Origin of the sequence: Burkholderia sp. AU44665 (assembly GCF_030504405.1) — a bacterium.
In the GTDB taxonomy this organism is placed as follows: Bacteria; Pseudomonadota; Gammaproteobacteria; order Burkholderiales; family Burkholderiaceae; genus Burkholderia; species Burkholderia semiarida.
Genome location: NZ_JAUJRI010000006.1, coordinates 294,181 through 312,884 on the forward strand (window position 1 = coordinate 294,181; position 18,704 = coordinate 312,884).

The window sequence follows — 18,704 nt, forward strand, 5'->3', positions numbered from 1 at the left end:
ATCAGTTGAGCTGATACGAGAACGCGGCGTTGATGCGCGGGCTGCGTGACGCGCTTTCGACCGGCGCATCGCCCACCGGTTTCGCGACGTTCAGATCGAGGCTGTAGTAGCGGCTGTCCGTGAGCCGCACGCCGACGGCGACCGACGACATGCGGTTCGGCGATGGCGTGCCCGCGTGCAGATACACGCGGGCCATGTCGTACGCGATGTACGGCGTGATCGATTTCAGATACGTCCAGCCCGGCGTGAAGCCGCGGTTGACTTCCAGCGACATCCCCCAGCCCGAGTCGCCCGACGTTTCGCCCGGCTGGTAACCGAGCGCGTAACGGGTCGAGCCGAACGATATCTGTTCGGACGTCGGCAGCGAGTCGGGACTGTATTGCCCGGTCAGCGAAACCGACGTGCCGATCCGGAACGGCCATTCGTTCGTCTGCGTGAAGGTCGCGCCGGTGCGAACGAAAGTCAGCGAGATCGGGCTGTCCACCGAGGTCGTCGTCGTACCGACGGTAATGTCCTGCGCTTTCGATGCGCCGAGGATATTGAAGCCCTTCGCGACGTTGACGCTCAGCTTCTGCACCTGTTTCGGCTGGACACTCGTGTAGTCGAGCTGCATCTGCAGCACGCGGACTTGCGAGCGCGTGTCGATGCTGTTGCCGTTGATCTTGCTCTGGTAACGATCTTCGTTGTGCGACGCATAGCCAGACACGGTGCCGAGCAGGCTGCGCTGGTTGTTCAGCAAGATCGGATAGGACGCCGAAAGACCGAGTTTCTCGTTCTTGACCGTGCGCTCGACTGACGACGGCAGGCCGGGGTTGTCGGTCGGCTTGCCGCGATACGTGCTCGCATCGAGACGCGTGATCAGGCCGCTGCTGCCGACCGGCAGCGCGCCGCTGAACGCGAAGTAGGTCTGCTTGTCGCGTCCCGGCGGTGCGAGCGCCGAGATGCTCAACTGCTCGCCGAACCGCGTAAGGCCGTTTTCGGTCGCGGTGATGAGGCCCTGGACGCCCGGGTGGTTGAAGTCGACCCCCGTGCTGACGTTGAATGGCTTGCGATCGACTGCGAGCTCGAGCGTCGTCGCGCCGTCGGTGGTTTGCGGCGGCGGGACGTTCGCTTTCACCGTGAGGCCGGGCAGCAGGCCGAACGTGTTCACGTAGCGCTCGAACGTGGCCCGGCGCAGCGGACGATCGGCCGTGATGTTCGCGGCAATCGCGCGAATCTTCGGTTCCATCGCGCCGGGTTTGCCGGTGACCTTGACGTCCGACACATACCCTTCGACCACCGTGATGCGCACGACGCCGTTCTCGAACGTCTGCGCGGGAACGAACGCGAACGACAGCGCGTAGCCGCGTTCCTGATACAGCTTCGTCACGCCGTTGGCGGTTTCGATCAGCTCGCCGATCGTGATGTCCTTGCCGACGAGCGGCGTGAAGCGGCGCGTGATTTCCTCGAACGGTATCGACTTCACGCCTTCGACCTGGAACGTCTTCGGCGTCAGGTGCCGCGACAGCAGCTCCTGCAATTGCGGGGCCTGCGGCGCGACCTGAACGGTGACGTTCGGGCCCGTCTTCGGTGCGTTGATCTGGGGGAGGGAGTCGAGCGGGTTACCGCCGACGCGCGTTTGTGCCTGTGCCGTGCCTGCTGCCGCGATGGCGAGCAGCATCATCCATCTGTCGAGTCTGGATTTCATTGTTCTTCCTCGTAGGCCTTGCTTTTCGTCTTCTTTGTAATGCCGGCACGCGACACCAGGGTGTCGCGCGCCGCGTGCCGCCATGCCGGGCGTGTTGGTACGGCCGCGTCATTCGCTCCGGCTGCGATGACGCGGCCGTCCTCCTTACTTGCCGACGCTACCCAGCGTACCCAGCAACCCCGTGACCGGCGCCAGCAGGCCCGTCGAACCGCTGCCGGACGATGCCGTACCCGACACGCTGCCGACCAGCGACGTGACGGGCGCGAGCGGGCTCGAGCCCCCGGACCCTGCCGCACTGCCCACTGCTCCGGTGACAGTATTCAGCAAACCGGTGACGGGCGCGAGAGGGTTTGCACTGCCTGCGCCACCCGTTGCGCCGCCGAGCGTGCCGGTGACCGTCGAGACGAGGCCCGTGACCGGTGCGAGCGGGCTGCTGCCCGAGCCGCCCGTTGCACCACCGAGCGCGCCCGTGAGCGAGCCGAGCGGCGTCGAGCCGAGACCCGACAACAGGCCGCCGAGCGGGTTCGTCGAACCGGAACCCGATGACGAGCCGTTCTGGACGGTTGCCGTCGAGCCGCCGACGAGGCTCGTGATCAGGCCGGGAATCGGTGCCGCGCCGTTCGGGCCGTTCGGATTGACGAGGCCGCCGGCGTTGGTCACGGTATTGCCGACCGCGGTCACGAGCTGGCCGACGTCGCCGACGAGCGGCTGGCTCGACGTTGCGCCGACCTGCTTGCCGGCCGAGCTGATGGCGCCGCCGATCTGGCCGAGCAGGCCCGAGACGGGTTGGCCGAGGCCGGTCGTTGTGCCGACCTGCTGCGTGACCTGGCCGGCGGTGATCACGAGCGGCGTGATCGCCGAGCTGATCGGCTGCGTGACCTGCTGCACGGCGCCCGACGACAGCGTCGAGCCGATCGTCGTGCCGGCGGCCGTCAGGCCGTTGGCGACCGTGTCCAGCACGGTGCCGACCGGCGTCGTGACCGGCGCGAGCGGTGCCAGCGGGCCCGTGCCCAGCGCCTTCACCGTGGAGCTCAGGCCGGACACCGTGTTGCTGGTGGCACCGACGACGTTGCCGAGACCGGCCACCGTGGTGCCGACCGGGTCCTTCGTCGAGCCGATCTGCCCGAGTCCGTTGCTCACCGCGTCGGCTGCCGCGCCGACGATCGTGCCGGTGCTCGCCAGTGTGCTGCCGACGCCCTTCGTCACGCCGTCGCCGAGGCCCGGCAGGCTGATGTTGCCGACCGTGCTGCCGAGGTCGCTGGCCGTCTGGCCGACCGTGCTGATGACGCCCTTGGTGCCGGTCGACGAGCCGCTGGTGCCGCTCGTGCCCGGCGTGCCGCTCGTGCTCGGGTTGTTGTTGTCGTTGCTGCTGGTCGGCGGCGAGCTGACGCCGCCGCCGCCGCAGGCGGCCAGCAGGCACGCCGCGGCGAAGGCGGTGAGGGGCACGCGCCACTGGCGCAGGGCGGCGGTCGTGACGGAACGTTGCTGGGACATGATGGACTCCTCGCTGTCTTTTCGATGAATGGATGTCGGATTACTTGCCGTGCGTGCCGCCGAGCAGGCCGCCGATCAGCGACGTGACGGGCGCAAGCAGATTCGACGACGAACCCGAGTTCGTGACGGCACCCGTGCCGCCGCTCAGTGCCGGTGCGCCAACCGTGCTGGTGACAGCGGGGACCGGAGCGGCAATCGGATTACCGCCGCCCGCTACGCTGCCGAGTGCGCCGGTGACCGCGGAGACGAGGCCCGTAACCGGGGCGAGCGGGCCGCCGTTGCCGCCTGCTGCGCCGCCGAGCGCGCCCGTCACGGTGGAGACCAGACCGGTAACCGGCGCGAGCGGACCACCGCTGCCGCCTGCTGCGCCACCCAGTGCACCCGTGACCGTCGAGACAAGGCCCGTGACCGGCGCGAGCGGACCACCGCTGCCGCCTGCTGCGCCACCCAGTGCACCGGTGACCGTGGACACGAGACCCGTGACCGGCGCAAGCGGGCCGCCGCTGCCGCCTGCTGCGCCACCCAGTGCACCGGTGACCGTGGAGACGAGACCCGTGACCGGCGCGAGCGGGCCGCTGCCGCCACCCGTTGCGCCGCCGAGGGCGCCGGTGACCGTCGAGACGATGCCGGTGAGCGGAGCGAGCGGGTTGGTCACGCCGCCGGTGCCGCCCGTGAGCAGGCCGCCGACCGCCTTCACGGTGTTGCCGGTCGACGAGACGGTGTTGCCGAGGCCCGTGGTGACCGGGTTGCCGCCCGTCGATGCGAGCAGGGCGCCGGCCTGGTTCAGGCCGTTGCCGACCGTGCCGAGCAGCGTGTTGACCGGTGCGCCGAGGCCGGTTGCCGAACCGATCGTCTGGGTCGTCTGGCCGACCATCGTCGTGATCGGCGTGATGGCCGAGCTGACCGTTTGCGTGACTTGCTGGATCGGGCCGGTCGACAGCGCGTTGGTGAGCGTGGTGCCGCCGTTCGACACGGCACCGCCGAGCGTCGAGACGAGGCCGCCGACGGCGCCCGTGACGGGCGCGAGCGGCGACAGCGGGCCGCTGCCGAGGCTCGTGACCAGGTTGCCCGTTTGCGTGACTGCGCCGCCGAGCTGATTGACCACGCCGCCGGTGCTGGCAACCGTGGTGCCGACCGGATCCTTCGTCGCGCCGAGCTGGCCGAGACCGCTGCCGAGGCCGTTGCCCAGGGCGGTAACCGCGCCGCCCACGCTTTGTACGATGCCGCCCGCGGCTTGCGTGGTGGCCGGATTGACGCCCGGCAGCGTCTGGCTGCCGATGACGGAGCCGAGGCCGGAGACGGTGCCGCCGGCATTCGTGATGATGTTGCCGGTGCTTGCGAGGACATTTCCCACTGGATTGGCCGACACACCCGACGTGCCGGACGTACCGCTCGTGCCCGAACTTCCGCTGGTGCCCGACGTACCGCTCGTACCCGAGGTCCCGCTAGTGCCGGACGTGCCGCTCGTGCCCGAGGTGCCGCTGGTGCCGGACGTACCGCTCGTGCCCGACGTGCCGCTCGAGCCATTGCCGCCCGACGTGGAGATCGTATCGCCGCCGCCCGAGCTCGAGCCGCCGCCGAGGCCCTGGCTGATGGAGCCGGAGCCGCCGCACGCGGAGAGGGAAAGCATGGCTGCAACGGTGGCCGCGATCAGAGTCGTCCGGAACACGCCATGAGGGATAACCTTAATGTCCATTTCGTCCTCGCATTAGAAGTGTGTTGTGAACTGCGTTGTGTTGAGTGGTGCGAGGACTACTCTGCAACTGTCGTGCCATTTCGATGCCCAACGGCTCGGCAACAGGTTTTAAACGAGGCAATTCCTTGTTGGAAAAGGAAGTTCCGGAAATTGAAAGATTGTTGAATCTGTTTAAGTGCAGGGGAATGAGAACGGTTTCGCCCGTTTCGTAACGTAACGTCACAACAATGGCGTTACGCGTGGGGCGTAACGCGGGGCCCACACGGGCTTGGTGGACGCGGCAATTGTTTTACTGGTGGATTAGGTGTGCACATCTAACCTATCGTAAATCCTATGTGTAAGTCGTACCGAAACGCCGTACAAATACGTTGTGCTCCTGGTCATTTTTTTCCGGCAGAGTGGCTAAAAGAGGTTGGAATTCAAATAGGATCGGATATAGAATCCGGAGCAGATGTAAGGGTATGTACGGTTCGGTACACTACGTTCGAGGAGGAGCGCTATCGCGAATGTTAACTTGCATCAAATCGTGAGCAATGCCCTTCGGGGCGACCTATAAAGAAAGCGCACCCGGTTGTCGTTACAGCAGATGTGACGAACGGTCCGGGGCAAACGGCCAGATATGCGGGGACGTATACGTATAAAAGGCCAGAAAACGTAAATACAGGCACGAGGAATAAAATGAAAGCAATCATCAAGCGTTTCCTTAAGGAAGAAGACGGGGTTACCGCGATTGAGTATGGGCTGATCGCGGGTCTTATCGCTGTCGCGATCGTCGCCGGGGTGACGAACATCGGCAGCAGTCTCGGCAACATGTTCACCAATCTCGGCACGTGCGTGTCGTCTCCTTCGTCTACGAACTGTTCTGCCTCCGCGATTCGGGCAACCCCGACGACCTAAGCCGACTTCTTCTTTTCCGGAAGTCGTCGTGGCGCAGTAGCGGGCGGACTACCTCGGTAATCCGCCCGCCCTTGCATCTGCTGCGGATCGTGGTGCGATGGAACATCTCATTTTTAGCGGGATATTTCTGACCTGGGCTGGCTCGGTCGTGGTCAGCGATATTCGTTTCCGCCGTATTTCGAACACCCTTGTCGTGGCCGGATTAATCGGCGGGGTCGGCGCTGCATGCGTGGCCGCGAGTCCATTTGGCATTTCCGTGCATCAGGCAGTGGTCGGCATGCTGATCGGCCTGATCGGTTTGATGCCGTTTTTCCTTCTGCGCGTCATGGGCGCAGCAGACGTCAAAATTTTCGCCGTGCTCGGCATCTGGTGCGGTGCGCATGCGCTGCTTTGGCTCTGGGTGGCTGCCAGTCTGGCTGCAGGGCTGCACGCGCTCGTGCTGATGCTGTTGTCGCGCACGTCGCTCGGAGGCTTGTGGCGGCAGCGCGCGCCAGTGCTGGCAGTTGGCGGGTATCGCGCGACGCCTTATGCCGCATGCCTCGCGGTGCCGGCTGCCGCCTGGTTGGTCTATCTGGTCGCAATCGGGGGCGTGCGATGAAACGACAGAACGCATGCCGGAGATGGCGACGGCAACGTGGAGCGACAGCGGTGGAGTTTGCAATCGTGTTTCCGCTGTTCTTCGTGATTTTTTACGCGATTCTGAGTTTCGGGATGATTTTCCTTATTCAGCAGAGCTTGACGCTGGCTGCAAGCGAGGGCGCGCGTGCTGGGTTGGCTTATGCACCGGACCTCTCGACGCGCGTCGCGAACGCCAAGACGACCACGCAGAACGTTCTAGGTTGGCTGAACAGCAGTCCGCCCAACGTGGTGGCGCAGCAGTGCAACTACAACGGAACGCCTACGCCGTTGCTGTACTGCCTGACGGTCACGGTGAGCTATACGCCTGATAGCTGGATGACGATCATGCCGTTCCTCGGGACGATCATGACCAAACCACTGACGGGTACGGCAGTGGTGCAAATTCCGCAGTCGATGCTGTGAGTTGGGCATCATGATGCGATAGATCTGTCACGTGCAAATCGCGCGACAAGAAGAAACTGATTGGATTCAATCCGGCATCCATACGACAACATGGCCAACAACATAACGAAGATCATCGCGGGGCTGCTGATTGCGATCGCGGTTCTGCTCGGAATCTATGCATGGGTGCTTGGACGCAGCGTGTCAAGTCCCACGCCGGCACAGCCGATGGTGGCGGCAACGGCGGTGCCGATCGTCATTGCAACGCGTGCTTTGTCCGGTGGACAGCCGATCCCGGCCGATGCGCTGAAGATCCAGGCGACGGTGCCGGCACCGGCAGGCGCTTTCAGCGACCCCGCTGCGCTGGCTGGCCGCGTGCCGATTCGCGACATTCCGGCCTCGACCCCGGTCGTTGCGGATGCACTCGTGTCGGGGCTTGCCGAGGACGTGCAGCCCGGCGAGCGCGCGGTTGCGGTTCGGGTCGACGAAACGAACGCGGTCGGCAACCGCCTGCGGCCCGGAAATTTCGTCGACGTGTTCCTGAACCTGAAACGCGAAGTCGGCAGCACGATGCTTGACGGCGAGGTTTCGCAGACACAGGCGCGGCTTCTGTTGTCGAAGGTCAGGGTGCTGTCGTTCGGCGATGCGACCGCCGAGCGCGACAGCGGCAACAACAACGGTGGTAATGGGCAACCGACCGGCGCCCGCATCGCGGTGCTCGCGGTGCCGACCGCGCAGGTCGATGCGCTGACGCTCGGCGAGGCGACCGGCCGCCTGACCTTGGCATTGCGCAACCCGCGTGACGACGATCTTGCGCTGCAGACGGTCGCAGTACGTACGGATAACAAGCTGTCGCCGTCGGCGCTGGCCGCAGCAGGCGTCTCGCTGCAGCAACTGTCGGGCACACCGAGAACGCCCGTAGCCAGTACGAACCTGCCTCCGTTGCCGTCGCACCTGCCGCCGCCTGTACGGCCGAGCGGGGGGGGCGGCATCGAAGTGATTCGCGGCGGCCGGTCGGAAACGGTTGCTTATTGAACCAGGTCGACGGCCATCGATACCAGCGACGACAAGCAAAAGGCCGCGCGCCGGTCTACCAAACGATGAAAAACACTCTGATTGCATTCGCGATTGCCATCTGCATCATGACCTTCGCTTCGCTCGCAAGCGCGAGCGCTACGATCGAACTCGCCGTCGGCGCACAACGGCAGATTTCGGCGGGCCGCACGCTGCAGCGCGTCGCAGTCGGTGATCCGGCAATTGCCGACGTGCTGATCATGAAGGGTAGCCGCTCCGGTTCCGTGCTGCTCACTGCGAAGGCTCCCGGCGCAACCAACGTGATGCTGTGGGAGCGCGGGCACGATGAACCAAGGATCTGGAACGTCGCGGTGGTCGACGCGGCCGCGCAAGCCGTGCTCGACGGCGCTACGCCGCGCGTGAATGCATACGGCGGCACGGCCGTGCTGCAAGGCTCGGCCGCGTCGCTCGAGGCACATGCGCGTGCGGCCGCGGTCGGCAAGAACATGAGCGGCAAGGGCGCCGTGATCGACCGCTCGACGGTGCCCGGCAAGAGCGTCGTGCAAGTCGATGTGCGGGTCGTCGAATTCAGCCGTTCGGTGCTCAAGCAGGTCGGGTTCAATTTCTTCAAGCAAAGCAACGGCTTTTCGTTCGGATCGTTTTCGCCGGGCGGCGTGCAATCCTATAGCGGCGGGTCGGGCCCGGGGACCGGGGGATACGTTCCGACGCTCGGATCGCCAGTCGCGTCCGCATTCAACCTGGTCGTGAACGCGGCCGGACGCGGCATCTTTGCCGACCTGTCTCTGCTGGAGGCGAACAATCTCGCGCGCGTGTTGGCCGAGCCGACACTGGTCGCGCTGTCCGGGCAGAGCGCGAGCTTCCTCGCGGGAGGCGAGATTCCGGTGCCATCGCCGCAGGGGCTCGGTTCGACGGCGATCCAGTGGAAGCAATACGGCGTCGGGCTCTCGTTGACGCCGACGGTCTTGAGTCCGAGCCGGATCGCGCTGAAGGTCGCGCCCGAATCGAGTCAGCTCGACTTCGTGAACAGCGTGACGATCAGCGGCGTCGCAGTGCCCGGCATTACGACGCGCCGCGCGGATACGACCGTCGAACTGGGCGACGGCGAGAGCTTCGTGATTGGCGGGCTGATCGATCGCCAGACGATGTCGAACGTGAGCAAGGTGCCGTTGCTCGGCGATCTGCCGATCATCGGGTCCTTCTTCAAGAATCTGAGCTATCAGCAGAACGACAAGGAACTGCTGATCATCGTGACGCCGCATCTCGTTGCGCCGATTGCCAAGGGTGCAGTGTTGCCCGCGACGCCCGGCGAGTTGTCCGAGCAGCGCGACGGGCCGGTCTGGAAATCGTATCTGGGCGGAGTTGCGTCGCCCGACGCTGCTCCCGGATTTTCGAAATGAGTGGAATGTCTCGCGGCTTGCGATGCAACGCCACGCCTTGTGTAATCGGGGGTGTTCGACATGAATGCGCGAATTCAATCCTTGTGTGAACCCGCCGTGACCGACTATTTCGTTTGTGCGTCGCAGCATGAGGCACATGTCCGCTGGCTGGCCGATACGCTCGTATCGGCCGGCGCGGTCGAGGCCGCATCGCTCGATCCGGGTGTGCTGGCGCAACGCATTACGGGCCTCAATCCGACGCTCGTTTTTATCGATTTCTCCGACGGCAGCACGGCGGCGAGCATTGCCGCGGCTGCGATTCGCGCCACGCATCCGGGGCTGCCGATCGTCGCGCTGGGTTCGCTCGCACAGCCGGAGAGCACGCTCGCTGCCTTGCGCGCCGGCGTTCGCGATTTCATCGACGTGTCGGCTCCGGCGGAAGATGCTTTGCGCACCACGCGCGGGTTGCTGGAGAACGTCGGCGAGCCGGCGAGCCGCCACGGCAAGCTCGTTGCATTGCTCGGCGCGCGTGCGGGCATGGGGGTGAGCACGCTCGCGGCGAATCTGGCCGTATGGTTGCAGAAGCGCTCGGTGAGCCCGGACGGGAGCGGCGTGCCGAACGGCGGGACGCCGGCCGGTCGCCAGACCGCGCTCGTCGACCTCGGGTTGCCAGCGGGTGATGGCGCGTTGTTCCTGAATACCCGCTGTGAATTCCATTTCATCGATGCGGTTCACAACTTGCGCCGCATCGACAGGACCTTCGTGAATACCGCGCTGACCCGGCACGAGAGCGGCGTTGCGTTGACGACGCTGCCGGCGGATCTTGGCGCGCTGCGCGACGTGTCGTACGCGTCGTGCGCCGGTTTGCTGAACCGGTTTCGCGCATTCTTCGATCAGCAGATCGTCGACCTCGGCGGTTTTTCGAACCGCGAATTCGTGGCACAAATCACGAGCTCCGCCGACGAAGCATGGCTCGTCTGCGATCAGGGCGTCGCGTCGATCGTATCGGCGGCCGATTTGCTCACCGGGCTGCGCGATGCGGGTGTCGAGACCGATCGCATGCGGCTCGTCGTCAACCAGTACGACCCCGCGCTCGATCTGACGCCCGGGCAGATCGCGGAGCGGCTCGGGCTGTCGCTGGCCGGCACGTTGCCGTCGCGCCGCGTCGCGATCGGTCATGCGGCAAACCAGGGGCGACTCATCGTCGATATGGCGGAGCGCGATCCGTACGTGCGCGCGCTCGAGTCGCTCGCCGCGCGGCTGCCGGGCGTGTCGATTCGTCCGGCTGCACCCGGTCCGGCGTCTGGACTGTCCGCGCTGAAGCGTTTCATTCAACCCTTGTCCAAGCGGTCGTAAGCGATGGCACACGACATTCAATTTGCCGACGGCGCAGCGCCGTTCTCCCAGACTCAGCAGTTCCATGACATCAAGAATGCCGCGCACGAACACTTGCTGACGCGCATCGAAGAATTGGGCGCCGAGTTTGGCAGATGGTCCCGCCAGGCGATCAACCAGTTCGTCGATCTCGAGATCGACAGCTTCGTGCGACTGCGCCGCATTCCGCTCAACGAAAACGAGGTACGGACGATCGCGGAGGCGCTGACGAAGGAACTCGCGGGTTTCGGCCCGATCGAGGATTTGCTGGCGGATCCGGCGGTCGAGGACATCCTGATCAACGGCTACAACGACGTGTATGTGTCGCGTCACGGGATTCTTGCCAAGCTGCCGGTGCGTTTCACCGATAACGCGCACCTGTTGCGCATCGTGCGGCGGATACTCGCGCCGATCGGCCGCCGGCTCGACGAGTCGAATCCGATGGTCGATGCACGGCTGCCCGACGGCGGCCGCGTGAACGTCGTGATCGAGCCGCTGTCGATCGATGGTCCGGTCGTGTCGATCCGGAAATTCCGCAAGGATCCGCTGAAGCCGTCCGACCTGCTTGGTAACGGGACATTCAACGAAGAGATCAACACGTTGCTTCAGGCGGCGGTCGAGGCGCGCTGCAACATTCTCGTGTCGGGCGGTACGAGTTCCGGCAAGACCTCACTGCTCAACGCGCTCGCGTTCCATATTCCGGAAATCGAGCGTGTCGTGACGATCGAGGATACGGCCGAGTTGTCGCTGAACCACCCGCACGTCGTGCGGCTCGAGAGCCGTCCGGGCGGGTTCGACGGCACCGGTATCGTGTCGATTCGCGACTTGCTGCGCAATACGTTGCGGATGCGTCCGGACCGGATCATCGTCGGCGAAGTACGCGGCGGCGAGGTGCTTGAAATGCTGCAGGCCATGAACACAGGCCACGACGGCTCGATGGGCACGGTGCACGCGAGTTCTCCACGCGAGTGTCTGTACCGTCTCGAGATGCTTGCCGGTTTTGCAGGTTTCCAGGGCACCGAGTCGAGCCTGCGTCGGCAGATCGCGAACGCCATCGACTTCATCGTGCAGATAGGACGCCTGTCGAACGGGCGGAGACGGATTCTGTCGATCACCGAAGTGACCGGGCTGTCCGACAACATCATCGCGACCCAGGAGCTTTACCGCTATGAAGCGCGTGTGACGCCGGAGGGCGAGGAAGTCGATCACTGGGAAACCCTGGGCATTCATCCGCATTCACCGAAGCTTGCGCGCTTCCGTCAGACGCTGACGAGCGGTGGGTTCGGCGATGCCGGATTCGGTGGCGGCGGCTTTGGCGGTGGCGGGTTCGGCCGCGGCGGCGGGGGCTTCAATGTATAGCGGGATGGTGTGGGCGCTGGCGCTCGCGATGCTGTGTGTCGCGGCTGCGATGATGCTGTGGCATCACGCGCAGACCCGGCGCGTAAGGACCGACGCGAAGCGTTTCATCGACAGCCGGCTCGAGCCTGGCGCACGTGTCGACGCACCGGCGAAGCGTGCGCCGGCGGCTGGTGCAGTGCGTGCCGTACAGCAGCCGGGAGCGGCACGGAAGGTATCGTCGGATGCCTTTTGGGTGCACTGGTATGCGACCGCATCCGAATATCTGTCCAACCTTGCAAGCCGTGCGGGGATAGACGATGCGCGCGGCAAGGCGGTCGTCGCGCTTGCCGCGCTCGTTGCGGCTGCGGTCATCGCCGGCAGTCACGGCGGCATGCTGGCGTGTTGCGCGGCGATCATTTGCGGTAGCGCGATACTCGGTGTCTGGCTCGCGTCGCGGATCCAGCGGCGACGGCTGAAGATCGTCCGGCAGATCCCGTCGTTCCTCGACGGGATCGTGCGTCTCGTGACACTGGGCAACAGCGTACCGGCTGCTTTCCAGTCGTCACTGTTGACGACCGAGGAGCCGCTGCGCGGCTGTCTCGACGTCGTGTCGCGGATGCTGCGCGGCGGTATCGAGATCGACCGCGCCATGATGCACATCGCGAAGATCTACCGGACCGAAGAGTTTGAGCTCGTCGGGTCGGTGTTGCGTTTGTCGGTCAAATATGGCGGTCGTGCGGATGTGATGCTCGAGCGGATGGCCGTATTCATGCGCGATCTCGAGCAGGCCGAGCGTGAATTGACCGCGATGTCGTCGGAGACGCGGCTGTCCGCGTTCGTCCTCGTCATGCTGCCGATCGCAATCGGGAGCTTTGTCGTGATGACCAATCCGAAGTACCTGTACGGGATGTGGGGCGATCCGAGCGGGCGGTCGCTGCTCATGATCGCGTTCCTGGCTCAAGTGGTCGGCAGCATATGGTTGTATCGAATGGCTCGGCTCAGGTGACGCTATGACAGCAACTCAGATCGGGGCGATTGCGTTGGCCGTGGGCGCGCTCGGGGTGCTGCTCCTCGGGATGGCCGTGACGTTACGTGCGAATGCCGCGGCGCGGGCGGAACGAGCATTGGTCGATGCGCTGGATCGGCGAATGGCTGCACTGGAGGCGGCGAAAGCGCGGCCCGCGCAGGATGGCGATGCGCAGGCGAAAGCCAACGCGCGTCGCGGGCGGCGCGTCGAACGTTGGCTGGATCGCCTGTCGGCGGCAGGCATGCGCTGGCTGGACACCGGATTCGGCAAATATGCCGTCGCGGAAGAGGATCGTCGCCTGCTGGAGCAGTGCGGGTATGTCGATGCACGCACGCGTGGGCTGTTTCTGAGCGCGCGGGTGGCATGCGGGATCGTGTTGCCGCTGCTGTTCGCGATTTTCGCGAGCGGGCGCATGAAAGGCAGCATCTGGATGGTCGGCATGTGCGCTGCCTTCGGGCTCGGCTTCATGCTGCCGAAACTCTACGTGCAGCGCCGCGCCGCGTCGCGGCGACAGAGCGTCGTCGACGAATTGCCGCTACTCGTCGACATGTTGCGCTTGCTGCAAGGCGTCGGCCTGTCGCTCGATCAAAGCCTGCAGGTCGTGACGAACGATTTTCGGGGGATGCTGCCGGTCTTGTCGTCGGAGGTGGGAATCGCGCAGCGTCAGTTCGCCGCGGGCCGTACGCGCGAGCAGTCGCTGCAGCGGCTGTCCAGTGGATTCGACAACGAGGATTTGCGCGCGATCGTGCGATTGATGATTCAGGTCGACAAGCATGGCGGTGCGGTGCAGGAACCGCTCAAGCAGTTCGGCGATCGTTTGCGCGAGACGCGTCGTGCGATGCTGCGCGAACGGATCGGCAGATTGACGGTAAAGATGACGGGCGTGATGGTGCTGACGCTGTTGCCGGCCTTGCTGATCGTGACGGCGGGACCGGGCATGCTGGCGGTGATGCGCGCGTTGTCGTCGCAGCATTGAAGGATGGAAGGACAGACGATGAAGCGAATCGGCGAAGCGGTAACCCGGGCGGGCATGCTGGCGGCGGCGCTGCTGCTCGGTGCATGCGCGACCAAGGAAAGCGGGTATGGCGTCGGCGCGCAGACCGAGCGTGCGGCACTGATGCAAGCAGCAGATCAGAAGCAGTCCGTGCCCGATACGCCGGGGATGTATCTCGGTCTGATTCAGCGCATGCAAGCGCAGGGACTCTATTACGCGTCGCTCGCGCACATCGATGCATATGACAAGACATACGGTGTCATGCCGGAATCGATCCTGTTGCGTGCGGACGCGCTGCGGATGACCGACCAGCCGGCCGCAAGTGCCGCTGTGTATGGACAATTGCTGAAGACGCCGCTTGCGGCACGCGGCTATCGCGGGCTGGGGTTGCTTGCGGGCGCCGCAGGCGATTTCGACCGTGCGGTGCAAGCGCTGACGCAAGCGTCGGAGCTCGCGCCGACGGATCCGTCGCTACTGTCCGACCTTGCTTATGCGAAGTTGCGCAGCGGCGACGTCGTCGGCGCGCGAGTGCCGCTGATGAAAGCTGCCGAACTCGATCAGCGCAATCCAAAAATCGTCAGCAACCTTGTGCTGTATCTGTTTGCGGCAGGACGTGCGCAGGATGCGCAACGGCTGATGAACCAGCAGCATCTGCCGCCGGAAATTCGCAAGGACATCAATGGTGATGCCGCGAAGATTGCCGCGGCAGTGCGTGCGCAGCAGCGCGCGATCGCGACGCCGCCGGTGGTGTCGCGGCCCGGCGCGACGACGGCGATCACGCCGATGGCGAACAACTTCGGTTACGACCAGACTGTGCCGCTGCTGCAACGGTTTGCGCAATGAACAGCTATCGGGGAACGATATGAACGACAACACACACAATCGAAGCGCACGCGCGGGGCGGATGGCGGCGCTGGCCGCTATCGTCTGCATCGTAACGGGTTCTGCTGCCGCATACGGTCAAGACGCCGTGACACTGGGTGCGTCCGAGGTCGGCCGCTCGACCAAAGACTGGCTCGCGATGCAACGCGACAACCGCGCGGCGGCTCCGACGCAACCTGTGTTCGGCGACGTCGCGTCGCTCGCGTACCAGCGCTATCTGGATTCGTTCAAGAACAAGATTCCGGATTCGATGAGTTCGCAGCTCGGCGCAGTGGGTGGCATGTCGGGCGGCGGGCAGGGCGCGCAATAAGCGGGATGACCATGCGCGCAGATCAATCGCACGCGGGGCGGCGGAGGAGCGCCGGCAGTCCCGGCGGAAGTCGCCAGCGCGGTGGCGTCGCGATCATGGCGACGATCTGGGCGCTGGCCGCGATCATTATCCTGGGGGCGATCGACGTCGGTCATTTCTATGCCGAAAGACGCCGGATGCAAGCGGCGGCCGATCTGGCCGCGTTGTCGGCGGTCTCTCAGGTCACGACCGACTCGACTTGTCAGGCGGCGAGGACCGCAGCCAGTCAAATCGCGAACCCGGCGACGAATGCATTGCCGGCGGGTTCGAAAGTTTCCGTGTCGTGCGGCATCTGGACCGCGCCCCAGGGCAGTGGCAGCGCGCAGTTCACACCGGTGTCGGGTGACTCGATCAGCGGAAACCAGTGCGCGGGTCTATCGGCCGGAGCGGTCAATGGCCAGTCGATCAACGCCGTTTGCGTCACGGTGACCGAGCCGGTCGACGGGGTTTTTCGCGGTGGCGTCACGATTGGCGGATCTGCCATTGCCAAGAGCGTACCCACCGACACTTTTACGCTGACCACGTCGCTTGCAGCGTTGAACGGTGGATTGGCCAACCAATTGCTCAAGGCGCTGACCCGATCGAACGACAATGCGCTGAATCTTCAACTGGTCGACTATCAGGGGCTCGCACAAGTCAACTTGAAGCTGGCCGGCATTCTGGCCAATCTCCCGGTCGGCACCAGTACGGGCGTGCTGAACGGCACCGTGACGCTCGGTCAACTGGCCAATGCCGCGGTGCAGGCAGCGACGCAGCAAGGCGTGGCCGCGGCGAACCTGAAGGTGCTGAACGCACTGGTCATCGCCCTTTGTCCGGGCGGAGCCTGCGGCGGCCCGCAGATCGCGCTCGGTCAACTCGTTTCCGCCGCGACCGCGACGGGAAGCTCCGCCGTCAACGCCAGCGTCAATGCGCTCGGCTTGCTGTCGACGGCGTTGCAGATCGCGAACGGCACGAATTCCGTCGACATTCCGAGCGTCACGGTTCAGACGCCTACGGTGCTGTCACCGCTGCTGAACGTGACCGTCTCGGGTTCAGTCAAGTTGGGGGCCAATCCGCCGTCCACTGCGAGCGGTCAGCCCGGGCCATCGAATTGCGGAACATCCGATTGCACGACGAACACGTCGAGCGCGCAGGGCAACGTGTTCCTCAATACGTCGATCTCGCTGCTGTCGAGCTGCCCTACTGGCGGGTTGGTCTTTCCGGGGGGCAGTTGCCCGTCGGGTAGCGCGACGCCGCTTGCCGCCGTTCAATTGCCGATTACGGCATACGTGGCGCCCGCCACGGCCGGCTTGGCGTCTGTCAGTTGTTCTGCGAACGGTACGAAAAGCGCGACAGTGAACGTACAGACCGGCGTCGTCGCCGTCTATGTCGGTGGTTCTTCAAGTACGAAGATCAATCTCTCTGCGCCGTCGGGTTATTCGCCCGACAGCAGCGCGGCTCCGATTCAACTGGTGTCCGTCAATCTAAGCAGCCTGCTCAATCTGCTGAACCTTGGCGGGTTATCGTCCACGCTGGCGGTCTTGGTCAAGACCCTGACGCTCGGCATCGTCGACCTGAACGCAATTTCGGTCAACATCGGCCTGCGGCCCGGGCAAATGACGACGGTGCCCGTCGCTAACCAAAGTCCGACGCAGTTGCTGTTCTCGTATCCCGGGCCGCAGTCGTCCGCTGCGCCGAATCCGCCGGCGCCGTACACATTGGGCGTCGGAACGGACCAGTTTCTGTCGCCCGCAGTGACCGGCATCACGAATAATGGTCTGACCGTGTCGTTGACGCTGGGTGACAGTGGACTGCTTGCGGCGTTGAAGGCAGTTGGCATCGATCTGAGCGGAGTACTGAGTCAGGTGTTGAGTAAGCTGCTAGGTCCGCTTCTGAGCGCGCTCGGGAACACACTCGTTCCGCTGCTCCTGCAACCGATCGATTCGCTCCTGACTTCCGTCACGGGGCTCCTTGGCCTGAGCCTGGGGAATGCCTATGTCACCAACACACCGGATTCGATCAAATGCGGCGATCCCATGCTGGTTCAATGAACACCTGAACGTGCCGTTACCGAAGCAGGCGGTGTGGCCGCCGCCAGCATCCGGCTACTGGTCCGCCACGCCACGCAACCCGTCAATTACTGAAGCCGCACCCGAAACATGAGAACCACGCCCGCAATCGAAGAGCTCGACCTGTACGTCTGGGAAGGCAAGGCGGACATCGTCGACCGTGTCGCCCGATGCATGGCGAGCTTCGACGTCGAAGTGATCCGTGCCGACAACGCGACGGTCTCGCCCGAGCGCGCCGCGTTGCGGCGGTCGCTGGCGATCATCAGCGTGACGATGATCGAAGGCGGCGCGGCATTCCTGCGCGACTGGCAGGCCAACATCGGCATGCCGGTGGTCTGGGTCGGCGCCGCGCGCGACCACGACGCGTCGCAGTATCCGCCCGAGTATTCGCACATCCTGCCGCTCGACTTCACGTGCGCCGAACTGCGCGGCATGATCGGCAAGCTCGTCACGCAACTGCGCGCGCACGCGGCCGAAACGTTGCAGCCGTCGGAACTCGTCGCGCACTCCGAATCGATGCAGGCACTGCTGCACGAAGTCGATACGTTCGCCGACTGCGACACCAACGTGCTGCTGCACGGCGAAACCGGCGTCGGCAAGGAGCGCATCGCGCAACTGCTGCACGAAAAGCATTCACGCTACCGGCACGGCGAATTCGTGCCGGTGAACTGCGGCGCGATTCCCGACGGCCTGTTCGAATCGCTGTTCTTCGGCCATGCGAAAGGATCGTTCACCGGCGCGGTTGTTGCGCATAAAGGCTATTTCGAGCAGGCGGCCGGCGGCACGCTGTTCCTCGACGAAGTCGGCGATCTGCCGCTGTACCAGCAGGTCAAGCTGCTGCGCGTGCTCGAGGACGGCGCGGTGCTGCGGGTCGGCGCGACGGCGCCGGTCAAGGTCGATTTCCGCTTGGTCGCGGCGAGCAACAAGAAACTGCCGCAGCTCGTGAAGGATGGGCTGTTCCGCGCCGATCTGTACTACCGGCTCGCGGTGATCGAGCTGAGCATTCCGTCGCTGGAGGAGCGTGGTGCAGTGGACAAGATCGCGCTGTTCAAGTCGTTCGTCGCGCAGGTCGTGGGCGCGGAGCGGCTCGCCGAATTGTCCGATCTGCCGTACTGGCTCACGGATTCGGTCGCGGACAGCTACTTCCCCGGCAACGTGCGCGAACTGCGCAACCTCGCCGAGCGCGTCGGCGTGACGGTGCGGCAGACGGGCGGCTGGGATGCCGCGCGGCTGCAGCGGCTGATCGCGCACGCACGTAGTTCGGCCCAGCCGGTGCCGGCGGAGAGCGCGGCCGAGGTGTTCGTCGATCGCAGCAAGTGGGACATGAACGAGCGCAATCGCGTGATCGCGGCGCTCGACGCAAATGGTTGGCGGCGTCAGGACACGGCCCAGCAGCTCGGCATCAGCCGCAAGGTGTTGTGGGAAAAAATGCGCAAATACCAGATCTTCGACGAAGAGCCCGAGACCCGCGAAAGCGAGTAATTAAT

At 64.7% G+C, this 18,704-nt stretch carries 16 protein-coding genes; 13 read left to right on the forward strand and 3 right to left on the reverse strand.

Annotated elements, in window-relative coordinates:
• Position 1: 1 nt before the first annotated feature.
• The 3 genes from QZM15_RS15960 to QZM15_RS15970 form a co-directional block, all read right to left on the reverse strand.
• Entirely contained in the window at positions 2-1,687 is a 1,686-nt protein-coding gene (locus tag QZM15_RS15960; protein ID WP_060318285.1) for a ShlB/FhaC/HecB family hemolysin secretion/activation protein, read from the reverse strand.
• 144 nt (positions 1,688-1,831) lie between these two features.
• Positions 1,832-3,181, reverse strand: coding sequence for a collagen-like triple helix repeat-containing protein (locus QZM15_RS15965; protein ID WP_060965975.1), 1,350 nt, complete (start codon positions 3,179-3,181; stop codon positions 1,832-1,834).
• A gap of 40 nt (positions 3,182-3,221) precedes the next feature.
• A complete protein-coding gene (locus QZM15_RS15970; RefSeq protein ID WP_302106716.1) occupies positions 3,222-4,877 on the reverse strand; it encodes a collagen-like triple helix repeat-containing protein in 1,656 nt (551 codons plus the stop codon).
• A 678-nt stretch (positions 4,878-5,555) separates the two neighbouring features.
• On the opposite strand from QZM15_RS15970, the gene QZM15_RS15975 reads away from it, so the two are divergent.
• The 13 genes from QZM15_RS15975 to QZM15_RS16035 all read left to right on the forward strand — a co-directional run bounded on the left by QZM15_RS15975 (position 5,556) and on the right by QZM15_RS16035 (position 18,699).
• Positions 5,556-5,774, forward strand: a complete 219-nt coding sequence (locus QZM15_RS15975; RefSeq protein WP_059575738.1) for a Flp family type IVb pilin — start codon at positions 5,556-5,558, stop codon at positions 5,772-5,774.
• A gap of 97 nt (positions 5,775-5,871) precedes the next feature.
• The gene (locus tag QZM15_RS15980) at positions 5,872-6,372 is read left to right on the forward strand and encodes a prepilin peptidase (protein ID WP_059575735.1); all 501 of its coding nucleotides are present in this window, start codon (positions 5,872-5,874) and stop codon (positions 6,370-6,372) included.
• Positions 6,369-6,815, forward strand: a complete 447-nt coding sequence (locus tag QZM15_RS15985; protein WP_059575733.1) for a TadE/TadG family type IV pilus assembly protein — start codon at positions 6,369-6,371, stop codon at positions 6,813-6,815. The genes QZM15_RS15980 and QZM15_RS15985 overlap by 4 nt, the downstream gene beginning before the upstream one ends.
• Positions 6,816-6,905: 90 nt before the next feature.
• Positions 6,906-7,829, forward strand: coding sequence for a Flp pilus assembly protein CpaB (gene cpaB, locus QZM15_RS15990; RefSeq protein ID WP_059575732.1), 924 nt, complete (start codon positions 6,906-6,908; stop codon positions 7,827-7,829).
• A gap of 65 nt (positions 7,830-7,894) precedes the next feature.
• Complete coding sequence (locus QZM15_RS15995) at positions 7,895-9,226, forward strand: type II and III secretion system protein family protein (RefSeq protein WP_104012257.1); 1,332 nt, start codon at positions 7,895-7,897, stop codon at positions 9,224-9,226.
• Positions 9,227-9,286: 60 nt separating this feature from the next.
• Positions 9,287-10,561, forward strand: coding sequence for a fimbrial protein (locus QZM15_RS16000; protein ID WP_060965980.1), 1,275 nt, complete (start codon positions 9,287-9,289; stop codon positions 10,559-10,561).
• Between the two features lie 3 nt (positions 10,562-10,564).
• Positions 10,565-11,938: a CpaF family protein gene (locus QZM15_RS16005; protein ID WP_059575728.1), complete on the forward strand. Its 1,374-nt coding sequence runs from the start codon at positions 10,565-10,567 to the stop codon at positions 11,936-11,938.
• On the forward strand, positions 11,931-12,923 hold the full coding sequence (locus QZM15_RS16010; RefSeq protein WP_060318298.1) for a type II secretion system F family protein: 993 nt from the start codon (positions 11,931-11,933) through the stop codon (positions 12,921-12,923). Before QZM15_RS16005 ends, QZM15_RS16010 begins: the two co-directional genes overlap by 8 nt.
• Positions 12,924-12,927: 4 nt before the next feature.
• A complete protein-coding gene (locus tag QZM15_RS16015; protein WP_060318302.1) occupies positions 12,928-13,920 on the forward strand; it encodes a type II secretion system F family protein in 993 nt (330 codons plus the stop codon).
• Between the two features lie 18 nt (positions 13,921-13,938).
• The gene (locus QZM15_RS16020) at positions 13,939-14,781 is read left to right on the forward strand and encodes a tetratricopeptide repeat protein (protein ID WP_060318757.1); all 843 of its coding nucleotides are present in this window, start codon (positions 13,939-13,941) and stop codon (positions 14,779-14,781) included.
• Between the two features lie 19 nt (positions 14,782-14,800).
• Positions 14,801-15,130: a DUF3613 domain-containing protein gene (locus QZM15_RS16025; protein WP_059575722.1), complete on the forward strand. Its 330-nt coding sequence runs from the start codon at positions 14,801-14,803 to the stop codon at positions 15,128-15,130.
• A gap of 11 nt (positions 15,131-15,141) precedes the next feature.
• Positions 15,142-17,199: a pilus assembly protein TadG-related protein gene (locus QZM15_RS16030; protein WP_302106783.1), complete on the forward strand. Its 2,058-nt coding sequence runs from the start codon at positions 15,142-15,144 to the stop codon at positions 17,197-17,199.
• 108 nt (positions 17,200-17,307) lie between these two features.
• Positions 17,308-18,699, forward strand: coding sequence for a sigma 54-interacting transcriptional regulator (locus QZM15_RS16035; protein ID WP_059575720.1), 1,392 nt, complete (start codon positions 17,308-17,310; stop codon positions 18,697-18,699).
• Positions 18,700-18,704: the final 5 nt, after the last annotated feature.

Bases quoted from the DNA above. Each gene is read 5' to 3' on its own strand.
- QZM15_RS16015 (WP_060318302.1), top strand. From the start codon at position 12,928: ATGACAGCAACTCAGATCGGGGCGATTGCGTTGGCCGTGGGCGCGCTC.
- QZM15_RS15995 (WP_104012257.1), top strand. From the start codon at position 7,895: ATGAAAAACACTCTGATTGCATTCGCGATTGCCATCTGCATCATGACC.
- QZM15_RS15985 (WP_059575733.1), top strand. From the start codon at position 6,369: ATGAAACGACAGAACGCATGCCGGAGATGGCGACGGCAACGTGGAGCG.
- QZM15_RS16025 (WP_059575722.1), top strand. From the start codon at position 14,801: ATGAACGACAACACACACAATCGAAGCGCACGCGCGGGGCGGATGGCG.
- QZM15_RS16035 (WP_059575720.1), top strand. From the start codon at position 17,308: ATGAGAACCACGCCCGCAATCGAAGAGCTCGACCTGTACGTCTGGGAA.
- QZM15_RS16030 (WP_302106783.1), top strand. From the start codon at position 15,142: ATGCGCGCAGATCAATCGCACGCGGGGCGGCGGAGGAGCGCCGGCAGT.
- QZM15_RS15970 (WP_302106716.1), bottom strand. From the start codon at position 4,877: ATGGACATTAAGGTTATCCCTCATGGCGTGTTCCGGACGACTCTGATC.
- QZM15_RS16010 (WP_060318298.1), top strand. From the start codon at position 11,931: ATGTATAGCGGGATGGTGTGGGCGCTGGCGCTCGCGATGCTGTGTGTC.
- QZM15_RS15965 (WP_060965975.1), bottom strand. From the start codon at position 3,181: ATGTCCCAGCAACGTTCCGTCACGACCGCCGCCCTGCGCCAGTGGCGC.
- cpaB (WP_059575732.1), top strand. From the start codon at position 6,906: ATGGCCAACAACATAACGAAGATCATCGCGGGGCTGCTGATTGCGATC.
- QZM15_RS15960 (WP_060318285.1), bottom strand. From the start codon at position 1,687: ATGAAATCCAGACTCGACAGATGGATGATGCTGCTCGCCATCGCGGCA.
- QZM15_RS16020 (WP_060318757.1), top strand. From the start codon at position 13,939: ATGAAGCGAATCGGCGAAGCGGTAACCCGGGCGGGCATGCTGGCGGCG.
- QZM15_RS15980 (WP_059575735.1), top strand. From the start codon at position 5,872: ATGGAACATCTCATTTTTAGCGGGATATTTCTGACCTGGGCTGGCTCG.
- QZM15_RS15975 (WP_059575738.1), top strand. From the start codon at position 5,556: ATGAAAGCAATCATCAAGCGTTTCCTTAAGGAAGAAGACGGGGTTACC.
- QZM15_RS16005 (WP_059575728.1), top strand. From the start codon at position 10,565: ATGGCACACGACATTCAATTTGCCGACGGCGCAGCGCCGTTCTCCCAG.
- QZM15_RS16000 (WP_060965980.1), top strand. From the start codon at position 9,287: ATGAATGCGCGAATTCAATCCTTGTGTGAACCCGCCGTGACCGACTAT.